The 24432-nt window shown below is 61.7% G+C and carries 20 protein-coding genes and 2 tRNA genes; 16 read left to right on the plus strand and 6 right to left on the minus strand.

The window, feature by feature from the left end:
• Window positions 1–59: 59 nt before the first annotated feature.
• A tRNA-Lys gene (locus QCE79_RS00140) sits at window positions 60–135 on the minus strand.
• Window positions 136–281: 146 nt separating this feature from the next.
• Here QCE79_RS00140 and QCE79_RS00145 point away from each other — a divergent pair.
• From QCE79_RS00145 to QCE79_RS00155, 3 genes are read left to right on the plus strand one after another with little or no spacing between them, the layout of a single operon-like run.
• A complete protein-coding gene (locus QCE79_RS00145) occupies window positions 282–707 on the plus strand; it encodes a PaaI family thioesterase (protein WP_309841039.1) in 426 nt (141 codons plus the stop codon).
• Window positions 708–716: 9 nt separating this feature from the next.
• Window positions 717–1586, plus strand: coding sequence for a patatin-like phospholipase family protein (locus QCE79_RS00150; RefSeq protein WP_250462542.1), 870 nt, complete (start codon window positions 717–719; stop codon window positions 1584–1586).
• A 16-nt stretch (window positions 1587–1602) separates the two neighbouring features.
• Window positions 1603–2079, plus strand: coding sequence for an OsmC family protein (locus tag QCE79_RS00155; RefSeq protein WP_309841041.1), 477 nt, complete (start codon window positions 1603–1605; stop codon window positions 2077–2079).
• Window positions 2080–2109: 30 nt separating this feature from the next.
• On the opposite strand, the gene QCE79_RS00160 is transcribed toward QCE79_RS00155, so the two are convergent.
• A complete protein-coding gene (locus QCE79_RS00160) occupies window positions 2110–3126 on the minus strand; it encodes a D-2-hydroxyacid dehydrogenase family protein (protein WP_244826722.1) in 1017 nt (338 codons plus the stop codon).
• Window positions 3127–3599: 473 nt separating this feature from the next.
• Between QCE79_RS00160 and QCE79_RS00165 the strand changes: the two genes are divergently transcribed.
• Entirely contained in the window at window positions 3600–5468 is a 1869-nt protein-coding gene (locus tag QCE79_RS00165) for a phosphoenolpyruvate carboxykinase (GTP) (protein WP_309841043.1), read from the plus strand.
• Window positions 5469–5803: 335 nt separating this feature from the next.
• Entirely contained in the window at window positions 5804–6889 is a 1086-nt protein-coding gene (locus tag QCE79_RS00170) for a LysR family transcriptional regulator (protein WP_244826724.1), read from the plus strand.
• Between the two features lie 76 nt (window positions 6890–6965).
• Here QCE79_RS00170 and QCE79_RS00175 read toward each other — a convergent pair whose 3' ends face one another.
• The 3 genes from QCE79_RS00175 to dprA form a co-directional block, all read right to left on the minus strand.
• On the minus strand, window positions 6966–9623 hold the full coding sequence (locus QCE79_RS00175) for a DNA topoisomerase III (RefSeq protein ID WP_309841044.1): 2658 nt from the start codon (window positions 9621–9623) through the stop codon (window positions 6966–6968).
• Between the two features lie 158 nt (window positions 9624–9781).
• Window positions 9782–10159 (minus strand): thioredoxin family protein, encoded by a 378-nt coding sequence (locus QCE79_RS00180; protein ID WP_244826726.1) that lies wholly within the window; start codon window positions 10157–10159, stop codon window positions 9782–9784.
• A 72-nt stretch (window positions 10160–10231) separates the two neighbouring features.
• Entirely contained in the window at window positions 10232–11440 is a 1209-nt protein-coding gene (gene dprA, locus QCE79_RS00185) for a DNA-processing protein DprA (protein WP_309841045.1), read from the minus strand.
• Between the two features lie 201 nt (window positions 11441–11641).
• Here dprA and def point away from each other — a divergent pair, with 201 nt between their 5' ends.
• The 9 genes from def to QCE79_RS00230 all read left to right on the plus strand — a co-directional run bounded on the left by def (window position 11642) and on the right by QCE79_RS00230 (window position 20454).
• A complete protein-coding gene (def, locus tag QCE79_RS00190; RefSeq protein WP_244826728.1) occupies window positions 11642–12145 on the plus strand; it encodes a peptide deformylase in 504 nt (167 codons plus the stop codon).
• 35 nt (window positions 12146–12180) lie between these two features.
• Window positions 12181–13173 carry a methionyl-tRNA formyltransferase gene (gene fmt / locus QCE79_RS00195; RefSeq protein WP_309841046.1) on the plus strand — a complete coding sequence of 331 codons (993 nt, stop codon included), beginning with the start codon at window positions 12181–12183 and terminating at the stop codon, window positions 13171–13173.
• A gap of 94 nt (window positions 13174–13267) precedes the next feature.
• Window positions 13268–13915: a LysE family translocator gene (locus tag QCE79_RS00200; RefSeq protein WP_309841047.1), complete on the plus strand. Its 648-nt coding sequence runs from the start codon at window positions 13268–13270 to the stop codon at window positions 13913–13915.
• 129 nt (window positions 13916–14044) lie between these two features.
• The gene (gene htpX, locus QCE79_RS00205; protein ID WP_309841049.1) at window positions 14045–14899 is read left to right on the plus strand and encodes a zinc metalloprotease HtpX; all 855 of its coding nucleotides are present in this window, start codon (window positions 14045–14047) and stop codon (window positions 14897–14899) included.
• Window positions 14900–15063: 164 nt separating this feature from the next.
• On the plus strand, window positions 15064–16524 hold the full coding sequence (gene rsmB, locus QCE79_RS00210) for a 16S rRNA (cytosine(967)-C(5))-methyltransferase RsmB (RefSeq protein ID WP_309841052.1): 1461 nt from the start codon (window positions 15064–15066) through the stop codon (window positions 16522–16524).
• Entirely contained in the window at window positions 16521–17117 is a 597-nt protein-coding gene (locus tag QCE79_RS00215) for a DUF4390 domain-containing protein (RefSeq protein WP_250462564.1), read from the plus strand. The genes rsmB and QCE79_RS00215 overlap by 4 nt, the downstream gene beginning before the upstream one ends.
• A gap of 22 nt (window positions 17118–17139) precedes the next feature.
• Window positions 17140–19569, plus strand: coding sequence for a PAS domain-containing sensor histidine kinase (locus QCE79_RS00220; RefSeq protein WP_309841055.1), 2430 nt, complete (start codon window positions 17140–17142; stop codon window positions 19567–19569).
• A complete protein-coding gene (gene esaR, locus QCE79_RS00225; protein ID WP_250462569.1) occupies window positions 19570–20283 on the plus strand; it encodes a response regulator transcription factor EsaR in 714 nt (237 codons plus the stop codon). It abuts the gene before it with no gap.
• A 95-nt stretch (window positions 20284–20378) separates the two neighbouring features.
• A tRNA-Phe gene (locus tag QCE79_RS00230) sits at window positions 20379–20454 on the plus strand.
• A gap of 175 nt (window positions 20455–20629) precedes the next feature.
• On the opposite strand, the gene QCE79_RS00235 is transcribed toward QCE79_RS00230, so the two are convergent.
• Entirely contained in the window at window positions 20630–21541 is a 912-nt protein-coding gene (locus QCE79_RS00235) for a lipopolysaccharide biosynthesis protein (protein WP_250508730.1), read from the minus strand.
• A 1495-nt stretch (window positions 21542–23036) separates the two neighbouring features.
• Here QCE79_RS00235 and queC point away from each other — a divergent pair.
• Together queC and queE are read left to right on the plus strand one after the other, a co-directional pair.
• Window positions 23037–23771: a 7-cyano-7-deazaguanine synthase QueC gene (gene queC / locus QCE79_RS00240; RefSeq protein WP_309841058.1), complete on the plus strand. Its 735-nt coding sequence runs from the start codon at window positions 23037–23039 to the stop codon at window positions 23769–23771.
• Between the two features lie 24 nt (window positions 23772–23795).
• Window positions 23796–24428 carry a 7-carboxy-7-deazaguanine synthase gene (gene queE / locus QCE79_RS00245; protein ID WP_244826737.1) on the plus strand — a complete coding sequence of 211 codons (633 nt, stop codon included), beginning with the start codon at window positions 23796–23798 and terminating at the stop codon, window positions 24426–24428.
• Window positions 24429–24432: the final 4 nt, after the last annotated feature.

Below are 24432 nucleotides of genomic sequence, written 5' to 3' on the forward strand. Positions count from 1 at the left end.
GCAAGGCTCAGAATGCAAAAAGCCCGGTCACGAGGACCGGGCTTTTTGCATTAATTCTTTGGTGGGGCGTGAGTGACTCGAACACTCGACCTACGGATTAAGAGTCCGCTGCTCTACCAACTGAGCTAACGCCCCCAACACAGAAGTGAAATTATAGCGGGGTTATTTCGAAAAGCGCAAGTCCTTAGCCCGAAAATTTTCGCATCGCACCAACGGCCAGCCCGCGAATCAAAAACGTCCCGCCCGGTATCATCACGCACACAGCATAAAAACTCACAGCCATGGACGACTCCGCCATTCGCAATCTGCTGGACACGATCCTCGCGCCGTGGGTCCGCGAACTGCATCTCGCGCCGCAATCTTCCACGGAAAATTCGATCACGCTGCGTCTGCCGCACGCCGATCATCTGCGGCACGCGGGCGGAGTCATCTGCGGTCAGGTCTTCATGGCCGCCGCCGATACCGCGATGGTCGTCGCCATCTCCCACGCAATGGGCGGCTTCGTTCCCATGACCACCGTCTCGCTCAACACGACCTTCATGCGCCCGGTCAAGTCCGGCGATGTCCTCGTCACCGCGAAAATCCAGCGACGCGGCCGCAATCTCGTCTTCGGCGAAATCGAGCTTCGCGGCGACGACGGCGAACTCGCCGCTCACGCGACCACGACCTACGCACTCATCAACCCGACGCATCAGCAAAAGGCTTAAGCAGCAGACATGTTCGATCAAGTCGTATTCGCAGGCGGCGGCAATCGCTGCTGGTGGCAGGCAGGTTTCTGGGACGTCATCCAGCCGCAACTCGATCTCAAGCCGCGCATCATCGCGGGCATCTCGGCGGGCGCGGCCACCGCCTGCATGCTCTACACGAACAACGCGCAATGGGTGATGAAGTACTACGCAAAAGCCCTGAGCGGCAACACGAAGAACGCCTATTGGGGCAACCTGCTGCGCGGTCAGTCCGTGTTCCCGCATTACCGCATCTACCGTCAGGCGCTGCTCGATATTTTCGCGGAACGCTTCGGCGCGCTGCAAACGGCGCCGGAGATTCGCATCGGCGTGTCGCATCTGCCGCGCTGGCTCGGGGCGCGCAGCGCGGTGGCGGCGGGCATCATCGCGTATAACATCGAAAAGTACGTGCGCAAGACGCTGCATCCGACGCTCGGCACCGCGCTCGGTTTTCATCCGGAGTTCGTCACCGCGCAAGAGTGCGCGACGCTGGAGGATCTCGCCGACCTCATCCTGCAGTCGTCGAGCACGCCGCCTTTCACGCCGATTTTGCGGCGCAACGGTCGTCCCGTGCTCGATGGCGGCATGGTCGATAACGTGCCCGTCTCCGCGCTCGATGCATCGCCGGGAACGGTGCTCGTCATGGTCACGCGGCTGTATCCGCGCGAGCGCATGTTCGTGGTGCCGCATGGCGAGCAGCGACGCATCTACGTTCAGCCGTCGCGCAAGGTGCCAATTTCGAGCTGGGACTATACGAGCCCCGCGCAGATGCAACACGCGTACGATCTGGGCCGCGCCGATGCCGACGATTTCCTCGCGCATCTGCCGCGTCTTCTGGAGGCAGCTTCACATCTCGACTAGAGCCAAGGAGCAGAACGTGGCGAAGAAGCACACCTATACGCTCAGCGTGGCGTGGACGGGCGATCTCGGTTCGGGCACGTCCGCCTACGACGCTTATTCGCGCGACCATCTCGTGCGCGTGGCGAACAAGGCCGCGATAGAAGCGTCGAGCGATCCCGCCTTTCGCGGCAATCCCGCGCGCCACAATCCGGAGGAGTTGTTCGTGGCGTCGGTGTCGTCGTGTCACATGCTCTGGTACTTGCATTTGTGCGCGACCAACAAGATCGTCGTGACCGGATATGTCGATGAAGCCATCGGCACGATGCAGGAAGATAAGGACGGCAGCGGCCGTTTCATCGACGTGACGCTGCATCCGCGCGTGACCATCGGCGCGGGGAACGACGCCGAGTTAGCCGCGCGTCTGCATGAAGACGCGCATCGCTATTGCTTCATCGCGAACTCGGTGAATTTTCTGGTGCGATGCGAGCCTTCGATCGAGGTATCGACGCTTTAGCTAAAGCCTCGCGGCCGGTCGCTCTTGCGCTCAACGCCGCCGCGCGTGCTGCAACGCTTCCGGGTTCGACACGCTCGACTTGTCGCCGGCGTCGAAGGCCAGAATGTTCCTGAACGCCGCGCCGAAGTAGAGCTCGTAACTCTCGCGCTCTACGTAGCCGATGTGCGGCGTGCAGATCACGTTCTCCATGCGCAAGAGTCCGTAGCCTTGCAGAATCGGCTCGCTCTCATAGACATCGGTGGCGACCATGCCCGGCCGGTTGTGATGCAGCGAATTGAGCAACGCGTTCTCTTCGAGCAGTTCGGCGCGGCTCGTGTTGACGAAGAGCGCGGTCGGCTTCATGCGCATGAGGTCTTCCGTTCGAACGATGCCGCGCGTTTCATCGCTCATACGTAGATGGACGGTGAGCACGTCGCTCTGTTCGAAGAGCGCTTCGCGGCTTTCGGCGACGGCGAAGCCATCGTCGCGTGCTGCCTGCAACGAATGCTCGCGGCCGAACACCAGCACATTCATGCCGAACGCCTTGCCGTAGCCCGCGACCAACTGGCCGATCTTGCCGTATCCCCAGATGCCGAGCGTCTGTCCGCGCAGCACTTGTCCCAAGCCGAAGTTCGGCGGCAGTGCAGACGTTTTCAATCCAGATTGCTGCCACGCGCCCTGTTTGAGATTCGCGACGTATTGAGGAATGCGCCGCTGTGCCGCCATGATGAGCGCCCAAGTAAGCTCGGCCGGCGCGACCGGCGAACCCGTGCCTTCGAGTACGGCGATACCGCGTTCGGTACAAGCGTCGATGTCGATATGTCCGCCGCCCGCGCGCCCGGTCTGGCTGATCATGCGCAGCTTCGGGCACTTGTCGAGGAGCTGGGAGCTGATGCGCGTGCGTTCGCGAATGAGCACGAGGGCATCTGTTTCCGACAGTCTGCTAGCCAACTGTCCGAGCCCGCGCACCGTGTTATTGAAGACCTTCACCTCATGGTCATCGAGCAAATGGAAGCAATCGAGCTTCCGAACGGCGTCCTGGTAGTCGTCGAGAATGGCGATTTTCATGTGCATTGATTAGCTTTTGTTGGGCATCAAACGTGCTGCTCGATTGAACTCGCGAGACAATGAATCACGCACTAACTTCGGGTAACTACCGATAAATATGCGCTTCATCCATGTACGCGCTGCATCACGGTAGGCGTGTGACGCGGTGTTATGCTTGACTCCCAATTTTTGAACGACCGCGAACGAATGCGCTAAAAATAAAGAATCACAGCGCACACTGCGGAAAACGCGGTTAGGCAGGAGGAGACAGGCCACTTAGTATCTCTTTTTAACAGTTTGTTCCTTTAAGGCGCAAGGCGCAAAGTCGCTCGCTTGAGCGCCTGAGGGACACACGCCCACGACGCGCAAACGGCTCACGAACCGTTCTTCATGCGCCAACGCGCATGAAGCGCCCGGCGGTTCAGTCGCAAAAAGCCTCTCGCATGCAGCGTCGTTGGGCTACCGGTTTTCATTGCAGAGAACGGAGAAGCTCGATGAACCAGCCCGCAGTAGTCGAAGACAACAAAACCGCCGCAGATCTTGAAGCACCGGCCTATGTACGACATCGAAGATTGATCGATTGGGTGCAGCAGGTCGCGGCCCTCACGAAGCCGGATCGCATCGAATGGTGCGATGGGTCGCAAGCGGAATACGACCGCCTTTGCGAACAGATGGTCGCCGCCGGCACGATGAAGAAGCTCAACCCCGCCAAACGCCCCAACTCTTTTCTAGCCTGTTCCGATCCCACGGATGTGGCGCGCGTCGAAGACCGCACGTTCATCTGCTCGCAACGCCCCGAAGACGCTGGTCCCACGAACAACTGGATCGACCCGCAGGAAATGCGCGTGACGCTCGATGGCCTCTTCGATGGCTCGATGCGTGGCCGCACGATGTACGTCGTGCCGTTCTCGATGGGTCCGCTCGGTTCGCCGATCGCGCACATCGGCGTGGAGTTGTCGGACAGCCCGTATGTGGTCACGAACATGCGGATCATGACGCGCATGGGCCGCGAAGTGTACGACGTGCTCGGCGACGACGGCGAGTTCGTGCCGTGCGTGCATTCGGTCGGCGCGCCGCTTTCGGATGGCCGCAAGGACGTGCCCTGGCCGTGCAACGACACAAAGTACATCGTGCACTTTCCGGAATCGCGCGAGATTTGGAGCTTCGGCTCGGGATACGGCGGCAACGCGCTGCTCGGCAAGAAGTGCTTCGCGTTGCGTATCGCATCGACGATGGGCCGCGACGAAGGCTGGCTCGCCGAACACATGCTGATCCTCGGCGTCACGTCGCCTGCCGGACGCAAGTACCACGTCGCGGCGGCGTTTCCCTCGGCGTGCGGCAAGACCAATTTCGCGATGCTGATTCCGCCGCAAGACATGAACGGCTGGAAGGTGACGACCATCGGCGACGACATCGCCTGGATCAAGCCCGGCCGCGATGGCCGTCTCTACGCGATCAATCCGGAAGCCGGCTATTTCGGCGTCGCGCCGGGCACGAGCGAGAAGACCAACTTCAACGCAATGGCGACGCTCAAGGAAAACGTGATCTTCACCAATGTCGCGCTCACCGATGACGGCGACGTGTGGTGGGAAGGCATGACCGATAAGCCGCCCGCGCATCTCATCGACTGGCAAGGCCGCGACTGGACGCCGGAACTCGCGAAGGAAACCGGCGCTAAAGCCGCGCATCCGAACGCGCGCTTCACGGTGTCGGCATCGCAATGTCCGTCGATTGACGCGGACTGGGAGAATCCAGCAGGCGTCGCAATCGATGCCTTCATCTTCGGCGGCCGGCGTTCGAACACCGTGCCGCTCGTGACCGAGGCACGTGACTGGAAAGAGGGCGTCTACATGGCCGCGACCATGGGCTCCGAAACCACGGCGGCCGCTGCCGGCCAGCAAGGCGTCGTGCGCCGCGATCCGTTCGCGATGCTGCCGTTTTGCGGCTACAACATGAGCGACTACTTCGATCACTGGCTCAAGATGGGCGAGCGCCTTGAAGGCATGAACGCGAAGTCGCCGAAGTTCTTCTGTGTGAACTGGTTCAGAAAGGGCGCGGACGGCAAGTTCGCGTGGCCCGGCTTCGGTGAAAACATGCGCGTGCTGAACTGGATGGTCGGGCGTATCGAAGGCACGGCGGCGGGCGAGGAACACGCGTTCGGCATCTCGCCGCGTTACGAGGACATCGACTGGGGCGGCATGAACTTCACGCGCGAGCAATTCGAGCAGGTCATTTCCGTCAACGATACCGCCTGGCGCGACGAACTCGCCCTACACGACGAGCTTTTCGCGAAGCTGCATCAAGGCTTGCCGGATGCGCTTCCGGAGGCCAAGGCGGACATCGAACGGCGTCTGGCAGCCTGATTTCCGTCGTTGCAAGCGCTCCGTGATTACGCTCACGGAGCGCATAAATCCCTAAATGCGAATCTGCCGATGCCGGTTCGCATTTTCTTCCGCTAACCCGCCAAAATTGGCGCGGCCAGCTTGACCAAAAATCTCGGCTTGTGGCGCGTGCGTTCGAGTGTTGTGCGGCCGACAACAATCGGCGATCTTTCGTTCGCGTAAGCCATGATTTTCATCGGAAATTTCCGAAAAAACTCCGCGCCCTCGCAACTTCTGCACGAAATCGCTAGTCCTAGGATAATTCTGAATAGCTTTTCAGCAGAAATTGAAAGCCGCCTCGCGGCAGGAGTTGTCCCATGGATCATTTGCAGTCGATGAGAGTATTCATTCGCGTGGCCGATCTCGGCAGCTTCGCCCGCGCGGCGAACGCGATGGATATCTCCAATGCGGTGGCAACGCGCCATGTCGCCGACCTCGAAGGTCGCCTCGGCACGCGTTTGCTGAACCGCACGACGCGCAGCCTTTCGCTCACGGAGTCCGGGCAGGTTTATCTGGAACGTGCGCGGCAGATTCTCGATGAACTGGAAGATGTCGAGCAAATGGTGGTTGCGCGGAATCACGAGCCAATGGGTTCGTTGAGAATTGTCGCCCCGGTGGTGTTCGGTCTGCATAATCTCGCGCCCGTGTTGCAGACATATGCACAGCGCTATCCCAAAGTCGTACCGGACGTGACGCTCGTGGATCGTCAGGTCGATCTGGTCGAGGAAGGTTTCGATGTGGGCATCGTGATCGCGCGGCAAGTGAAAAGCGCGAGCGTCGTTACGCGGCGTCTGACCACCGGCTGCATGACCGTCTGCGCCACGCCCGCTTACCTCGAATCGCACGGCACGCCAACGCGCCCCGAACATCTGCTCGAGCATCCGTGTCTGAGCTTGCCCGCTGAGTATTGGGGCGATGAACGCGTGTTCACCGGCCCGGACGGCGAAGTGCGGGTGCGGCCGACCAACGTGATCATCGCGAACAACACGGAAATGCTGCGCCAGTTTGCGCTGCTCGGCATGGGCATCGCGATTTTGCCGAGCTATCTGATCGGCAACGATACAACGCGCGGCCAGCTCGTACGCCTGCTCGGCGACTTCCAGTTGCCGCAAGTGGAGATCAACGTGGCTTATCCGAGCCGTCGGCATCTGCCGGCGAAGGTGCGCACGTTCATCGATCACCTCGTCGAGTATTTCAGCCAGACGCCGAATCATCAGCTCGGCGAACAGTGGATTCGCGATGGCATGGGCCGGCCCGCGGTATCGACTGCGCCGCCGCCGCACTACGGGCGCGCCGAAGAGGAAGTGGCGTCGCGTTCGCGTTCGAATCAGAGTGAACTCGGCCCGAAGCTGGCCAAGCCGACGCGTCCGCGTGGCCGCTTGCCGGCGGCGTCGCCATACTGAACACGGCTGCGCCGCCAATGACAAAAAGCCCCGCGAATTGCTTCGCGGGGCTTTTTCTTTTCGACGCGAGCTAAAGCTAGCTCGTCTTGCGCGCAGCGGTCTTTTTCACCGCGGCTTTCTTCGCAGGCGCTTTCTTCGCCACGGCCGTCTTGGTCGCGGGCTTGGCGCGCGTCGTCTTGGCGGCCACGGCGACATCGCTATCGCCTTCGTCGCCGTTATCGGCTGGCGCTTCCGTTGCCGCGCCGCGCTTCGCTGCCGTCTTCGCGCCGGGCTTGGCTTCCTTCTTCTCGAATTCGAAGCCGATCTTGCCGTCGGGCTGCTTGACGAGAAACGCCTTGAAGTTGCGGCCCGTGCGCGACGACTTGAAGTTGGTCAGCAAGTCGGTGCGTCCTTCGTTCAGCAGCTTCTCCATCTGCTCACGCGCGATTTCCTGTTGCAGGATGACCTTGCCCGAGCGGAAGTCGCAGGTCTTCGGATTCGCGACGTAGTTCTCGCAGACGTAGCTCATGCCGTGCTCGTACACGCGCGACTGGCACTTCGGGCACGCGCCGACCGGCGTCTGCTCGGAAAAGTCGGGCGGTTCTCCGTCTTCGCCGCCGTTGTCCTGACCGAAATCGAACTCGAGCTTGAAGTTTTTGATCTCGTCGTCGAAAGCGAGCTTCAGGATGGCCGAGAACGGACGGCCCATCTTGCTGCGGAAACCCGACAGCGGTCCGATGGTTTTCTCGCGCAACAACTCCTCGACTTCAGGAATCTCGAACTGACGTCCGCCCGGAATCTTCGAGATGGAAAATTCGCACTTGGTACACGCGAAGCGGCGATAGTTCTCCTTCACCTGCGACTCGCAGTGCGGACACGGCGTTTCGAGCGTGGCGTAGTCGCCTGGGATCGTGTCGGAGTCGTATTCCTTCGCGCGCTTGACGATGGTCTGCGTCATGCGGGCGATTTCCTGCATGAACGCATCGCGATGCAAATTGCCGCGCTCCATTTGCGACAGCTTGTGCTCCCACTCGCCGGTCAGTTCCGGCGCCGTCAGTTCCTCCACGCCCAGACCGCGCAGGAGCGTCATCAACTGGAATGCCTTGGCAGTCGGAATCAGTTCGCGGCCTTCGCGCACCATGTACTTCTCGCCCAACAGACCTTCGATGATCGCCGCGCGCGTGGCCGGCGTGCCGAGCCCTTTCGCAGCCATCGCTTCGCGCAACTCTTCGTCTTCGACGAGCTTGCCCGCGCCTTCCATGGCCGAGAGCAACGACGCTTCGTTGTAGCGCGCGGGCGGCTTGGTGACGAGACCGTGAGCGGCGACCTTGTCGACATCGACCTGTTCGTTTTTCTGCACCGGCACGAGATTGCCTTCCTCGCCCGCCGCTTCGCGACCGTAGACCTGCAGCCAGCCCGGCTCGACGAGCACCTTGCCCTCGGTCTTGAAGTGATGCCCCGAGACTTCGGTGATCCGCGTCGTCACCAGATATTCCGCCGCCGGGAAGAACACGGCGAGGAAGCGCTTGACCACGAGGTCATACAGCTTCTGCTCGGGCTCGGACAACGCCTTGGGCGCCAGAAGCGTGGGGATGATGGCAAAGTGATCGCTGATCTTCGAGTTGTCGAAGATGCGCTTGTTCGGCTTCACCCAGCCCTTGTCGAGCACTTGCTTCGCGAACGGCAGATAGTTGTTGCTGTCCTTGAGCATGGTCAGCGTGTCCTTGACCGTGCCGAGATAGTCTTCCGGCAGCGCGCGTGCATCGGTACGCGGATAGGTCAGGACTTTGTGCTTTTCATACAGCGCTTGCGCGAGGCCGAGCGTGTTCTTCGCCGAAAAGCCGAAGCGGCTGTTGGCTTCGCGCTGAAGACTCGTCAGGTCGAAGAGCAGCGGCGACATTTGCGTGGACGGCTTCGATTCTTCCGTCACGGTGCCGGTCTTGTCGCGACAAGCCGCCACCACGGACTCGGCCGCGGCGAGACTCCACAGACGCGAGTCGCGCTGTTCGGGATCGTTCTCGACGCGCTTGAACTTCGGGTTGAACCAGCGGCCTTCGTAAATACCTTTCGCCGCGACGAATTCGGCGCGCACTTCCCAGTAGTCGCGCGGCACGAAGCGGCGAATCTTTTCCTCACGTTCCACGACGATAGACAACGTTGGCGTCTGAACGCGGCCCACGGTAGTCAGGAAGAAGCCGCCGCCCTTGCTGTTGAACGCGGTCATCGCGCGCGTGCCGTTGATGCCAACGAGCCAGTCCGCTTCCGAGCGGCAACGGGCGGCATCGGCGAGCGGTTGCATGTCGGCGTCGCTACGCAGATGCGCAAATCCGTCGCGGATGGCGGCGGGCGTCATCGACTGCAGCCACAGGCGCTGGACCGGCTGCTTCGCCTTCGCGTGCTGCGCAATCAGACGGAAGATCAGTTCGCCCTCACGCCCCGCGTCGCAGGCGTTGATGAGCCGGTCGACATCCTTGCGCTTGAGCAGCTTCGTCAGAACCTTCAGCCGTGATTCGCTTTTCGCGATGGGATTCAGGTCGAAATGCGGCGGAATGACCGGCAGATTGGCGAAGCTCCACTTCCCGCGCTTGACGTCGTATTCCTCCGGGGCCGCGATTTCGAGCAAATGGCCGACCGCGGACGAGAGCACGTAGTCGTCGCTCTCGTAATACTCGTCATGTTTCGTGAAGCCGCCCAGCGCACGCGCGATGTCGTTCGCGACGGAAGGCTTCTCAGCGATGATCAGGGCTTTGGACATGACTCAATATAGTAGGTATTTGGCAGCGGTCCGATTTGGACTGCATTAACGCCGCTTTATAGCACAGGCTTTGTTCGATGCGCGCCGAAGCACGAATTGCGACGCTCGCCGTTTAGTTCCGCGAGCTTCGTTTCGCGACGCCGCGCGCCCGCACTTTTCTACGCCGTGGCAAGCGCCGGACGCAGTTTCGGCGCGCCCGCCATGTTCGGCAGCGCGGTCAGATCGACCAGCATGCGTTCGACGATGGAAGCCTGCGGCAACACGGTGCCGAAGAAGCGGGTCGTCACCGAGTCCTCGATGAGAATGGTCGGGAAATTCTCGACATCGAGGTCATCGAAACGGTCCGCGTGATTTTCGATATCGATCCACGCGAAGCAGATTTCCGGGTGCGCCGCCGCCAGTTTGTCGAAACCGTCGCGATATTCACGGCAGGTTCCGCACCATTCGGCGCATAGACAGGCGACGAACAAGGTGCCGGGCACGGCGATGCGCTCGGCGATCTCATCGGCATCGGTATCGAGATTCAGCGCGGACATGGCGTTTCTGGCGTCCTTTCGTCTGGGGTTTGGCGTCGTACTCATTTTTCGCGAATGTAGCACGACGCCACTTCACGAGCGTTCGAGCGCCGTCACGCGTCCGCCCGGCAAGGCCGCGATCAAGCCCGATAATTCGAGTTGCAGCAGGGCGCTTTGCAGCGCGGCTCCGTCGAGATCGGTGCGGGCAGCGAGATTTTCAAGCGTCGCGGGTGCATGGCCGAGCGCGGCGAGCACGCGGGCGGCTTCGTCGGTCTCGGGTTTGCCGGGCAGACGCGCCGAAGCCCACGAGGCGTTTGCCGGAGCCGGCGCCGGCGCCTTGCCGCGCTTTTTGCGAGGTGTGGCGGGAAAGCCGAATTCCTCCAGCACGTCTTCCGGCGTTTCCACGAGCTTCGCGCCCTGCTTGATGATGCGATGACAACCCTGCGACAGCGGCGCGTGGATCGAACCGGGCATGGCAAAAACATCGCGGCCCATTTCGTTGGCAAGCCGCGCGGTGATGAGCGAGCCGGAGCGCATTGCCGCCTCGACGATCAAAACGCCCTGCACCAGGCCCGCGATGAGCCGGTTGCGCTGCGGAAAGTTGGCGGAGCGCGCGGGCGTGCCGAGCGGCCATTCGGACACGATCACGCCATCGCGGGCGATTTCGTGCGCGAGCTGATGATGCAGCGACGGATACACCAGATCCGCGCCCGTCCCGATGACGGCAATCGTCCCTGTGGCGCCATCCAGCGCGCCCCGATGCGCCGCGCCGTCGATGCCGAGCGCGAGCCCTGACGCCACGGCAAGCCCGGCGTCCGAGAGCGCGCGCGCGAACCGGCGCGCGTCTTCGAGTCCTTGCGGCGTGGCGTTCCGGCTGCCGACGATCGCCACCGCGCGCGCTTGCAGCAAGTCGGTTCGCCCTTTCGCGTACAAGAGCGCGGGCGGATCGGGCATGGTGAGGAGCGCTTGCGGATACGCGGTATCGGCGAAAGTGAGAATGTGATTGCCGGGTTCGGCGGCCCATTCCAGCACGCGTTCAATATAGTTGCCGAATGGCACGCCTTCGACTTCGGCGGGCGGCGCGAGCGCGGCGGTCGCGGCATCGGTGTTGGTGACTTCGGCGAGCGAGGCGAAACTTTGGGCTAAAACGTCATTCGGTCCGCCAAACGCGCTCAAGAGCGCGCGCAGGGCGGCGGGACGCAGTCCCTTTGCATGCGTGAGCCGCAGCCAGGCGGAAAGTTCGTCGAGGTCCGTGGTGAGCGCTTCCGGTTGAGGCTCGGTCGGCGGTAAGGCGGTCGTCATGTTAAGATTTTTGGTCCCGGAACGTAATTAAGAAGTGTCGCCCGCCCGTGTGTTCAGGCCGAGCGACGCCGGTTGGCCGCTTGCCGGCGGCGTTGAATCCAGCGGATTCATCTGCATATCTTCGGCATGCCGCCATCCACCCGCAACCTGGCCGAATGGCCGACTTCACACGCGTCGCGGCGCGCGTAGATAATCCGAATCATGGCTCTGCTCAAGATACTGAACTACCCGGACAAGCGGCTGCACAAGGTGGCGAAGCCCGTCGCCGTCGTGGACGACCGCATTCGCAAGCTCGTCGCCGACATGGCCGAAACCATGTACGCGGCACCCGGCGTCGGCCTCGCTGCGACTCAGGTGGACGTCCATGAGCGGGTAATCGTCATCGACGTATCGGATGCGCACGACGAACTGCTCGTGTTCATCAACCCGGAGATCGTCTGGGCGAGCGAGGTCAAGAAAGAGTGGGAAGAAGGCTGCCTCTCGGTGCCGGGCATCTACGACTTCGTCGAACGGCCGGACAAGGTGCGCGTGAAGGCGCTCAACGAGAAAGGCGAAAGCTACGAACTGGACTGCGATGGCCTGCTTGCCGTGTGCATCCAGCATGAAATGGATCATTTGGCGGGTCACGTGTTCGTCGAATATCTCTCGACGCTCAAGCAAACGCGCATTCGCGGCAAGATGAAGAAGCTCGAAAAGGCGCTGTAAAGCGCTTTATGTTGTCTCAAGGGTAGTAACAATCGATGACTCAATCGCTGCGTGTCGTTTTCGCCGGTACGCCGGAATTTGCCGCCGCCGCGCTCGCGGCTATCCACGCGGCCGGATTTCCCGTGCCGCTGATTCTGACCCAGCCCGACCGGCCCGCTGGCCGTGGCATGAAGCTGACCGCCAGCCCCGTCAAGCGTTTTGCCGTCGAACACGGGCTAACGGTCGCGCAGCCCACGTCGCTCAGGCGCGCGGGGAAGTATCCGCAAGAAGCCGCCGATGCCATCGAGTTGCTGCGCGCCACGCCGCACGACGTGATGGTGGTCGCCGCCTACGGGCTCATCCTGCCGCAGGAAGTGCTCGACATTCCGCCGCGCGGCGCCATCAACATCCACGCTTCGTTGTTGCCGCGCTGGCGCGGCGCCGCGCCGATCCATCGCGCGATCGAAGCGGGCGACGCCGAATCGGGCATTACGCTCATGCAAATGGACGCGGGCCTCGACACCGGCGCGATGATCCGCGAGGGCCGCACGGCTATTGGCGCGGACGACACCACCGCCACGCTGCACGACCGCCTCGCGAAAATTGGCGCGGATCTGATCGTCGCGGCTCTCCGCGACCTCGAACGCGACGGCGCGCTGCCATCGACACCGCAGCCTGACGACGGCACGACCTACGCACAGAAGATCGCCAAGAACGAGGCCGCGCTCGACTGGCGGCGTCCGGCAGAAACGCTTGCGCGTCAGGTGCGCGCGTTCGACCCGTTCCCCGGCGCGGTCGGCACGCTCGATGGCGTCGCGATCAAGATCTGGTCCGCGCAGCCGGTGAGCGGCGAGTGGCAAGCCGATCCGGGCACCATCGTGGATGTGTCGGCGGAAGGAATCGTCGTCGCCTGCGGAACGGGCGCGCTCAGGCTCACGCAGTTGCAAAAGCCCGGTGGCAAGCGCCTGCCCGTGCGCGAGTTTCTCGCGGGCGCGCCGCTTGCCCGAGGTCAGCGTTTCGCGCTGCAGGAAACCGATCCGGACGCTTGACCCAGGCTTGAAGCACGCGCGACGGACATGTAACGCATGCGTCGCGCGGCGCTAGAATCGTGAATCTTCAACACGCGCACGCTTGGAGTTTCCGATGCTCGGCATTACCGGTTTTGCCTTCTTTCTCGTCGCCGTCTTTCTGCTGAATGTCACGCCCGGCTCCGATACCGCCTATATCGTCGGGCGCAGCGTCGCGCAGGGACGCGGTGCGGGAATCGTATCCGCGCTCGGCATCTCGGCGGGCTGCATCGTTCATACGCTCGCGTGCGCATTCGGATTGACGGCGATTCTCGCGGCGTCGGCCACGGCGTTCACCGTCGTCAAGATCGCTGGCGCGATCTACCTGATTTATCTCGGCGTGCGGCTCATTCTCACGAAGCACGACAAGGCCGTAGACGCCCACGCAGACGGAACCAGCGCGCAAGCCGCGCCAAAATCGCTGCATCAATTATTCGCGCAAGGCTTCGTCACGAACGTGCTGAATCCGAAAGTCGTGCTGTTTTTCGTCTCGTTCTTTCCTCAATTCGTCGCGGCGGACAGCCAGCACAAGACGCTCGCGTTTCTCACGCTCGGACTCGTGTTTATCGCCATGAGCACGGTCTGGAACAGCTTCGTTGCGTGGATCGCGGGCAGCGTCACCGAACGTTTTTCGGGCAAACCGGGGATGAAAAAGTGGCTGGATCGCGGCGTGGGCACGGCGTTCGTCGGCCTGGGACTGAAGCTCGCAACGTCACAACGCTGAACGCAACAACCCGATTGAATTTTTCGCGGATGCCCCTATCTAACGATTTGCTTACAATGAGCGTCTTGGCCAATGTGGTCGGGACCATCGCGCAAATTGCGCGCCGTATTAGGGATAGGAGTTCCTGACATGTTCAACTGGGTCAAAACGGCGATGCTGATGGCTGCGATCACGGCCCTCTTCGTCGTGATCGGCGGGATGATCGGCGGGTCGAAGGGCATGATGCTCGCGCTCGTCGTCGCGCTCGGCATGAATTTCTTTTCGTATTGGTTCTCGGACAAGATGGTCCTGCGCATGTACAACGCGCAGGAGGTCGACGAAACCACTGCGCCGCAGTTTTATCGCATGGTGCGCGACCTGGCCACGCGCGCTCAGTTGCCAATGCCGCGTGTCTACCTCATCAACGAAGACGCGCCGAACGCGTTTGCAACCGGTCGCAATCCGGAACACGCGGCCGTCGCGGCGACCACCGGCATCCTGCGCGTGCTGTCCGAGCGCGAAATGCGCGGCGTGATGGCGCACGAACTGGCGCACGTGAAGCATCGCGACATTCTCATCTCGACCATTTCGGCGACGATGGCCGGTGCAATCTCCGCGCTCGCGAACTTCGCCATGTTCTTCGGTGGCCGCGATGACGATGGGCGCCCGTCGAACCCGATTGCGAGCATCGCGGTGGCTATCCTCGCGCCTATCGCGGGCGCGTTGATCCAGATGGCCATTTCTCGCGCGCGTGAATTTGAGGCGGATCGCGGCGGCGCGGAGATTTCCGGCGATCCACAAGCGCTCGCCAGCGCGCTCGAGAAAATCCACGCGTACGCGTCCGGCGTGCCGTTCCCCACGGCGGAAGCGCACCCGGCCACGGCGCAGATGATGATCATGAATCCGCTGTCGGGCGGCAGCATCGCGAACTGGTTCTCGACGCACCCGGCGACGGAAGAACGCGTCGCGCGCTTGATGGAAATGGCGCGCACCGGGCGCATGTAATCCGGGGCGTCGTCACGACGCGTAACACCGAAGGCCGTTCCAGTCACGCTGGCGCGGCCTTTTTCCTTTTGTGGTGCGAAACGCGCAAGCACCGGGCCACGAAGCCTTGCACGTTACAATCGTCGTTCGAATCGATGTTCACACGAAGTCGCACGACCTTACACATGACCGAAAAGCCTTCCCGGCGACTTTCCACCGCGCCGCACTCGGCGCGCGGAGCGACTCATTTGAGTGCGCTGCATCTTGCTCCCGATTCCCTTGCGTTCGCGCTCGACGGCGCGGCGCAGGCGGTCGGTGCCGTGCGCGCGGGATCGGCGTTGCCGGCCGCCTTGCAGACGGTTGTCGCCGCGGGCAGGCAGCCGGCGGCGCGGGGCGCGATTCAGGACATTGCGTATCGCGCGATGCGCCGTCTCGCACTTGCCGATGCGCTTTTGCATAAGCTCGTCCGCAAGGCGCCGCCGCCGCACGTGACCGACGTGCTGGTCTGCGCGTTCACGCTGCTCACCGACGACGAAGCGCACGCGGCCTACGCGCCGTTCACCGTCGTCGATCAGGCGGTGACCGCCATCGCCACGCGCCGCGAGTTTGCTTTCGCGAAGGGCCTCGTCAACGCCGTGCTGCGCGGCTTTCTGCGCGAACGCGATGCGCTCCTCGAAGAAGCGCGTGTGAGCGAAGTCGCGCGCTGGAATTACCCGCAATGGTGGATCGACGCCGTGAAGCGCGGTCAGCCGGACGCGTGGCAAGACATTCTCGATGCGGGCAACGTGCAGGCGCCGCTCACGCTGCGTGTGAGCGCGCGTCACGTCACCGTCGATGCCTATCTCGAACGCTTGCGGCAGGAGCATATCCAAGCGGAAGCCGCCGGCCTGCACGCGGTGCGCCTTGAAACACCGCTGCCGGTCGAGCGTATTCCGGGCTTCGCGGATGGCGTCGTCTCCGTGCAGGACGCGGGCGCGCAACTCGCGGCACAAGCGCTCGACGCGCGTGACGGCATGCGCGTACTCGACGCGTGCGCCGCGCCTGGCGGCAAGACCGGTCATATCCTCGAACTCGCGAATGTCGAACTCGTCGCGCTGGAAAGCGATGCGACTCGCGCGGGACGTATCGGCGAAAATCTCGCGCGCCTCAAGCTGCACGCCGAGATTTGCGTGGGCGATGCCGGCGATCCTTCGCAATGGTTCGATGGCGCGCCGTTCGATCGCATTCTCGCGGACGTGCCGTGTTCGGCCTCGGGCATCGTGCGGCGTCATCCGGACATCCGCTGGTTGCGGCGGCCCTCGGACATCGCGACGCTCGTCGAAGAACAGCGGCGCATTCTCACGGCGCTCTGGCCGCTCGTCGCCAAGGGTGGCGAGTTGCTCTACGTGACTTGCTCGATCTTTCCCGAGGAAGGCGAAGAGCAGGCTCGCTGGTTTGGAAGCACGCATGAAGATGCGGTACGATTGGACGCGCCGGGCCAGTTGCTGCCGACCAGGGCGCGTGCCGGTGCGGGCGCGGGCGCGGCAAACGGGTCACGGGACAGTACACAAGTGGCCGGCCAGCCATCGAACGGGAACGCGGAAGCTGCATCGAGTTACCGCGCGGACCACGACGGATTCTTCTACGCGCGCTTTCAGAAACGGTGACGATCAAACGCCTTTTTCCGCTTCGGCTTGCGCTCGTCGTCTGGACCGCGCTGACGTTCTGCCTGTATTTCGCGGCAGCGGATTCCGCCTTCGCCGAAACCATTTCCGTGCAGCGGGCTTCGTTGCAGTCGGACAATAACGGCTGGAATCTCGATGCCCATTTCGACTTCGACCTCAACAGCAGCCTCGAAGAAGCCGTGAACCGCAGCGTGCCGCTCTATTTCACCATCGACTTCAACTTGTCCCGGCCGCGCTGGTACTGGTTCGACGAGGAGCCGGTGAATGTTTCGCAGAGCATCCGGCTGTCTTATCAGCCGTTGACCAATGAATATCGCGTGTCGACAGGCGGCCTGCAATTGCGCTTTGCATCGCTCAACGAAGCCATGGCGGTGATCAAGCACGTGACATCGTGGCATGTCTTCGACCGCAATCAGGTGCATCCCGGCGAAACCTATAACGCATCGGTGCGCATGCAACTCGACATCGCGCTGATGCCCAAGCCGTTCCAAATCGACGCGGTGAACAACCGCGACTGGAACCTTTCATCGGACTGGAAGCGTTTTACTTTTACGGCGGCAGAACGTGCGAAATAGATTTCGACGCGGCCGCACGGACATGAAAAGTCTCGTCGTCCGGTTGCTGGTCTCGACAGTGGCGGTCACGGCGGTTCTGCTGCTCGTGATGCTCGCGCTCGCCAGCGCCAATACCGAATTCTTCGACCGCTATTACGGCTGGCTCTACGCGGCGAACGTGGCGATTGCGCTCATCTTCATGCTGATCGTGATCAGCCTCACGGCGATCATCGTGGCGCGCGTGCGGCAGGGCCGCTTCGGCACGCGGCTACTGGCCAAGCTCGCGTTGATCTTCGCGCTGGTCGGCGTGCTGCCGGGCGCGATCATCTACGTCGTGTCGTATCAGTTCGTGTCGCGCAGTATCGAATCATGGTTCGACGTGAACGTCGAGACCGCGCTCACGTCGGGTCTCACGCTCGGGCGCGGCATGTTGCAGACATCGCTCGCCGACTTCAAGGCGCGCGGCCGGCAAATGAGCGATCAGCTTGCTAGCGCGGATCAGTCGAGTCTCACGCTTTCGCTCCTGCGGTTGCGCGATCAATACAACATTCAGGACGCGGTCGTGTTCGAGCGTCCGCGCGATCAGTACAACCGCGAGGATTTGTCCGCGAACAACGGCACGCAGCGCGTGTCGGGATTGCGCACTATCGCGCAGGCCTCGGGCAACTACTATTCGCTGTTGCCGACGAACGAGCCGACCGGCTCGATGCTGAAGGAGGCGCAAGATCATCCATATGGCGCAATAGAAGGCGAGATCGACGGCGATCCATCGTCCACCGGGCCAAAAGGCGCGTTGCGATTGCGGGTGATCACGAAGATCCCCGATCCCACGACGACCACGGAGTTTCAGCACGTCGATCGGTTCCTGCAGATCGAGCAGCCGGTGAGTCAGGAACTCGCGCGCAACGCGGATGCCGTGCAGCGCGCGTATCGTGAATATCAGGAAAAGCGGCTGGGGCGCACGGGCTTGCGCAAGATGTATATCGGCACGCTGACGCTCGCGCTCTTTCTCGCCACGTTCATCGCGATGATGCTCGCGCTCGCGCTTGGCAATCAGCTCGCGCGACCGCTGTTTCTGCTCGCGCAAGGCACGAAGGAGGTGGCCGAAGGCGACTACACGCCAAAACGCGAGATCAATTCGCGCGATGAGCTCGGCTTTCTCACGCAGTCGTTCAACGCGATGACGCGGCAGCTTTCCGAGGCGCGCGCGGCGGTGGAAAACAACCGCATCGCGCTGGAGCATTCGAAGGCGTATCTGGAAAGCATTCTCGCGAATCTCACGGCGGGCGTGTTCGTGTTCGACCGGCAGTTTCGGCTCACCACTGTCAATCGCGGCGCGGAACGCATCTTCCGGCAGCGGTTTATCGGCTTGCTGAATCAGCCGCTCGATCAGATCGATGCCCTCGGCGAGTTCGGCGCGATGGTCAAGAAAGCCTTCGCCGAACGCGATGCCGCCGCTGTCGGCAGCGGGCATCCCATTGGCGATCGCGGACACTGGCAGCAACAAGTCGCGGTGACGGTGCCTGGCGAGAACGAGCCGCTCACCTTGCTCGTGCGCGGCACGCAGTTGCTGAGCGCCACCGACGCCGACTCCGACGACGCGGAAACCACCGGCTATGTCGTCGTGTTCGACGATATCTCCGACGTGATCTCCGCGCAACGTTCCGTGGCTTGGGGCGAAGTGGCGCGGCGCCTTGCGCATGAGATCAAGAATCCGCTCACGCCTATTCAGCTTTCCGCCGAACGTCTGCAAATGAAGCTCGCGGACAAACTCGCCGCGCCGGACGCCGAAGTGCTGAGGCGCGCATCGACGACCATCGTCAATCAGGTGCAGGCGATGAAGCAGATGGTCGACGATTTCCGTGAATATGCGCGCACGCCGCCGGCCGTCCTCGGTAATCTGCAATTGAACGAATTGGTCGCCGAAGTGCTGACCTTGTATGGCATCGAGGAAGGCAAGAGCGCGATCAAGGTGGACCTCACGAAACTGCCGGTAATTCGCGGCGATGCCACGCAGATAAGACAGGTGATTCACAACCTGTTGCAGAACGCGCAGGACGCCGTGGCCGATGTCGCGGAGCCGCGCGTGCTTCTCGAAACGAGAACAGTAGAATATGGCGAGCCTGACGCATCGGGCCATGCGCGTGTCGCGGTACGGCTCACGGTGTCGGACAACGGTTCGGGCTTCCCGGCGCGCATCTTGTCACGCGCTTTCGAGCCGTACGTCACGACGAAAGCAAAGGGCACGGGACTAGGACTTGCAACGGTGAAGAAGATCGTCGACGAGCACGGCGCGCGCATCGACATTCGCAATCGGTCGAAGAACGCGGATGTCATCGAGGGCGCGCAGATATCGATTCTGTTTCTTCAACTCGCGGACGATACCGCCGCTCCCGGCACGACGACGCGGGGAACGGGCACGGCAGCGAATCACGGAACGACAAAAGCAACAGTGCAGACAAGGGCAGCTTAAATGGCGACCATCCTGGTAGTAGACGATGAAATGGGGATCCGGGAACTGCTCTCCGAGATCCTGAGCGACGAAGGCCACGTGGTGGACGTGGCGGAGAACGCGCAACACGCGCGCGACTACCGCTTGCAGCAGACGCCCGACCTCGTGCTGCTCGACATCTGGATGCCCGACACCGACGGCGTAACGCTGCTGAAGGAGTGGGCCGCGCAGGGCAAGCTCACGATGCCGGTCATCATGATGTCGGGGCACGCGACCATCGACACGGCCGTCGAAGCGACGAAGATCGGCGCGCTCAATTTTCTCGAGAAGCCGATCGCGTTGCAGAAACTGCTGAAGGCCGTCGAGCAGGGCCTGGCGCATGGAAGCGCGGCGCCCGCGGTCGTGTCATCGACCAAGCCGCTGACGAGCGCGGGGGCATCCGGCGTGCCGGTGGCCGCTGCGCTGCCGAGCGCGTCGGCGTTGAACGCCACACCCGGCGACGCGGCTTCGGGCGGGGCATCGCCGAACGCGGGACAGACGGCATCGATCTCGTTCGATATTCCCTTGCGCGACGCCCGCGATGCTTTCGAGCGCGCGTACTTCGAATATCACCTCGCGCGCGAGAACGGCAGCATGACGCGCGTCGCCGAAAAGACAGGGCTCGAACGTACGCACTTGTATCGCAAGCTCAAGCAATTGGGCGTCGATCTCGGAAAGAACAAGAACGACGTTTGACCCGCGGCATCGAGCCGATTGCGTCGAATTAGAGAAAAATTCGGCTCAAGGCTTGAGCCTCGTGCATCACTCTGATATAGTCTCACTTCTCCGATGGCCCGGTAGCTCAGTTGGTAGAGCAGCGGATTGAAAATCCGCGTGTCGATGGTTCGATTCCGTCCCAGGCCACCAGAATTAAGAAGCCCGAGAGTGTCATCACTCTCGGGCTTTTTCTTTTGCGGCCGGGCTTTTGTCAGGCTCGGTATCTGCACGAAACAAGCGAAAAAAGCGGACAGGCGTTTGATTTGCCTGTCCGTTTTTTTTTGCTTCTTGCGGCCCCGACTGCGAGCCGCTTGGAAGAACATCTTTACTTCGGGTTTGCCGTGACGAAGTTCTTGAATGCCGTGTAAGCCGCCTTCACCGTCTTGCCGTCGTTCTTAATCAGACCGTAAGCACCTTCGCCGCCCGCCGGATCGTCGTACAGTTCGTACGTCTGGATAGCCTGGATGTTGTACTTCGTCGCCACCGAGACGAACTGCGCCATCATCTTGTTGCCAACGAGGTACGACGCGATCTGTTGATCCGTGCCCATGTTCGGACGCACGCCGAATTCGTTGATCCAGATCGGCTTGCCCATTGCCTGCAGCGTCGCGAGGATGTCGTGGCAGCCCGTGCCGCCGCATGCGTTCGTGATGTCGCCCTGGTCCGAGTACCAGTGCCATGCGGTGACGTCCCAGCTCACAACAGGGTGACCCGTCGTGCCGTCCGGCTGCGTGCCGGCCGCGAGCATCTGGTCGAAGCCGTAGTGCATCCATGCGCCGCCGCCCATGATGATCTTGCCCGCCGTATCCACCGACTTCACGCCGGCGATCATGCCGCGGATCACGCCACGCGCAATCTGGAACTTCTTGTTGTCGAAGTGCTGGGGATAGACGCCATCCACGTTGCCCGTGAGGCAGTCCGCTTCGAGTTCGTTGCTGACTTCATAGTACGGATACTTGTTCGCGGCGGCCGTTTGCTGGCCGAGCGCGAAGCCTGCGTTATAAGCATCGGTTTCGCTGTTGAAGTCGATACCCATCAGCATCACCGGATACACGGTCACGCCGCCTGCCGCCATCGTCTTCGCAATGCCCGCGAGCTTGGTCGCCGCAGCCTGGCTATAGACCTCGTTGCGGTACAGCTTCACGCCGAGATCCTGCAGTTGCGACAGTTGCAGCGCGGGGCTGGAAATGTCGTATGCGCCGCCTTCGTTATTGTGGCCGTTCGCGCCGTAGAAGATCTTGGTGGTGGTCGGCGTGGCAGGCGTCGTGGCCTTCGTGTTCGACACCGTCACGCTGACGTTTTGCACCGAGCGCACGCTGTTCGATGCATTCGCCGCCGTGATCTGCCACGTATGCACGCCGTTGACCTGACGCGTGGTATCGACGGTCGTCGAGAATGCGCCGCTTGCGGGCACGGCATCGCGCGCTACCTTGTTGCCCGTCGTCATGTCGACGACAGAAACCGTGGTCCATTTCGATCCGGTCGTGCCTTTCACGGTCACGGTGCCGGTCGCGGTTGCGTTGACCGTCGGCGCCGTCACGACGAATGCCGATGTGTTGCGCTTCGAAGCTTCCGCGGTCGATGCGAGGTCGAAGGCGTCGTTGCCGGCTCCGCCGCACGCGGTGAGCAGCACGCTGGCGACGATCGTGGCGGCAATCAAACTTGCCTTGGGAGCGGTGAAGGCGAAACGGGCAGGGGTATGGGTCGAATTCTTCATATTATTAGTTAGTGTTACTAATGATGTGTTGTGCGTCGGCTAAGAAAATGAGTGCGTTGACCAAAGCGCCGGAAGTGAATCGGCAAATCGGTTACGGACCTGCGTCCCGCTTAACCCTGCGGATGGGTGCCGGGAGCGAGTTCATTCGGATGCCGAATGAAATTGCCCCGAAGGGTGGGCAGGTCAGTCCAACGGCAATGCCGGACGCTGCCAGACAGCCGGACCAGCGCCGGTCGTCCACACGTTTCGAGCGCCTGGAGCGATTGCGGCGTATTAACCTATGGACCGGCACGAAGAAAAAGCCACGCGCTTGCTGCGTTTAAACGTTTGCGCGTTGAATTCGCCTTCAGGCGCGAATTCTGGTGAAGCGGAACTTGTTACTTAACGCAAACCGTCTTTCTAGACGATTACCTAGAATTACGGCTCCTCGGCGCGGACCTTTAGCTTTTATAGACAGTTTTGCCGATTTCATTTTGGCCAATAAGTATATATTTCCGAATTAGAGTGTGTCGCACGCAGTTGCGACGAATAACCGGGAGGTCATCCACGATCGCGTGTGTGGAAAAGATGATCCATTCAAGTGACGGCGTTTCCTTATAGAAGAATGACCTTCAGCCGCGTGGTGGTATGTCTCCCGCAACCAGAGTTCGGTGCGTATCGCCGGCTCTTACCGATAATCCGTGCTGAATCTTCGAAGCGTTTTGGGTGACTCTTCGCTCGACGCAGCCAGCCTAACGATCGGCAAACAATCGCGCTGCGTGATAAAATCCGCATCGAATTAAGGACTTGCCTGTCCTCGGACCGCAGGTCCTTTTTGTTTTTCGACGTTGTGGCTCACAGGTGCGGCCGGTCAAAAGCGTGCCAATTCTGGCGACGCCTTCGTATATGGGACATAAGAGTCGCCGCACGTGGGGAAAGGGTCGTCGGCCTATACTGAAACGTCGGGGTAAAAGCATGTCTCTCTTACCGACCGGCGACATGGCCCGCAGGCCAATCTCAAACACGGAGTTTCACGGTGACTCGTACAGACGCTAAGGACAGCGCGCTCGTGCTGTTTTCCGGCGGACAGGACTCGGCCACATGCCTTGCCTGGGCGCTCGAACGCTATAACACCGTCGAGACGCTGGGTTTCGACTATGGTCAGCGGCATCGCGTCGAACTCGAGTGTCGTGACGGTTTTCGCGCCGCCGTGCTGCGCGATTTTCCGCATTGGGCTGAGCGGCTCGGCGAAGACCACACAATCGATCTATCGGTTCTCGGCGCCATCAGCGATACCGCGATGACACGCGAAATCGAGATTCAGTCGACCGCAAGCGGCCTGCCGAACACCTTCGTGCCCGGACGCAATCTGTTGTTCATGACGATCGCGGCGGCGGTGGCGTATCGGCGCGGATTAAAAGTTCTCGTCGGCGGCATGTGCGAGACGGATTTCTCCGGTTATCCCGATTGCCGTGACGACACCATGAAAGCGCTGCAAGTGGCGCTCAATCTCGGCATGGAGACGCGTTACGCGCTGGAAACGCCGCTGATGTGGCTCGACAAGGCCGACACGTGGCGTCTGGCTGAAACGCTCGGCGGCGACGCGCTCGTCGAATTGATCCGCGTCGAAACGCACACGTGCTATGTAGGCGAGCGCGCCGAGCTACACGATTGGGGCTTCGGCTGCGGCCAGTGCCCGGCGTGCAAGCTGCGCAAACGCGGTTACGAGGCATACCGCGCGGGCGAGCAAGTCACTATCGCGCCGGTTTGAACTTCAATTGATCACAGAGCAGTCATGACGTACGCAGTGAAGGAAATCTTCTACACGTTGCAAGGCGAGGGCGCGAACGCAGGGCGTCCGGCCGTGTTTTGCCGCTTTGCCGGCTGCAATCTGTGGTCGGGTCGCGAGCAGGATCGCGCTGAAGCCGTCTGCCAGTTCTGCGATACCGACTTCGTCGGCACCGATGGCGAGAACGGCGGCAAATACCGCACGCCCGCCGAACTCGTCGCGATGATCGCCTCGCTCTGGCCCGAAGGCGAGGCGAACAAGTTCGTCGTCTGCACGGGCGGCGAACCGATGCTGCAAATCGACCAGCCTTTCGTCGATGCCCTTCACGGCGCCGGCTTCGAAATGGCTATCGAAACGAATGGCTCGCTGCCGGTACTCGACAGCATCGACTGGATTTGCGTGAGTCCGAAAGCCGACGCACCGCTCGTCGTGACCAAGGGCCATGAGCTGAAGGTCGTCGTGCCGCAGGACAACCAGCGCCTCGCCGATTACGAAAAGCTCGATTTCGAGTACTTCCTCGTCCAGCCAATGGACGGCCCGTCGCGCGACATCAACACGAAGCTCGCGGTCGACTGGTGCAAGCGGCATCCCAAGTGGCGGCTGTCGATGCAGACGCATAAATATTTGAACATTCCCTGACAGA

The organism is Caballeronia sp. LZ003 (assembly GCF_031451465.1).
Taxonomy (GTDB): Bacteria; Pseudomonadota; Gammaproteobacteria; order Burkholderiales; family Burkholderiaceae; genus Caballeronia.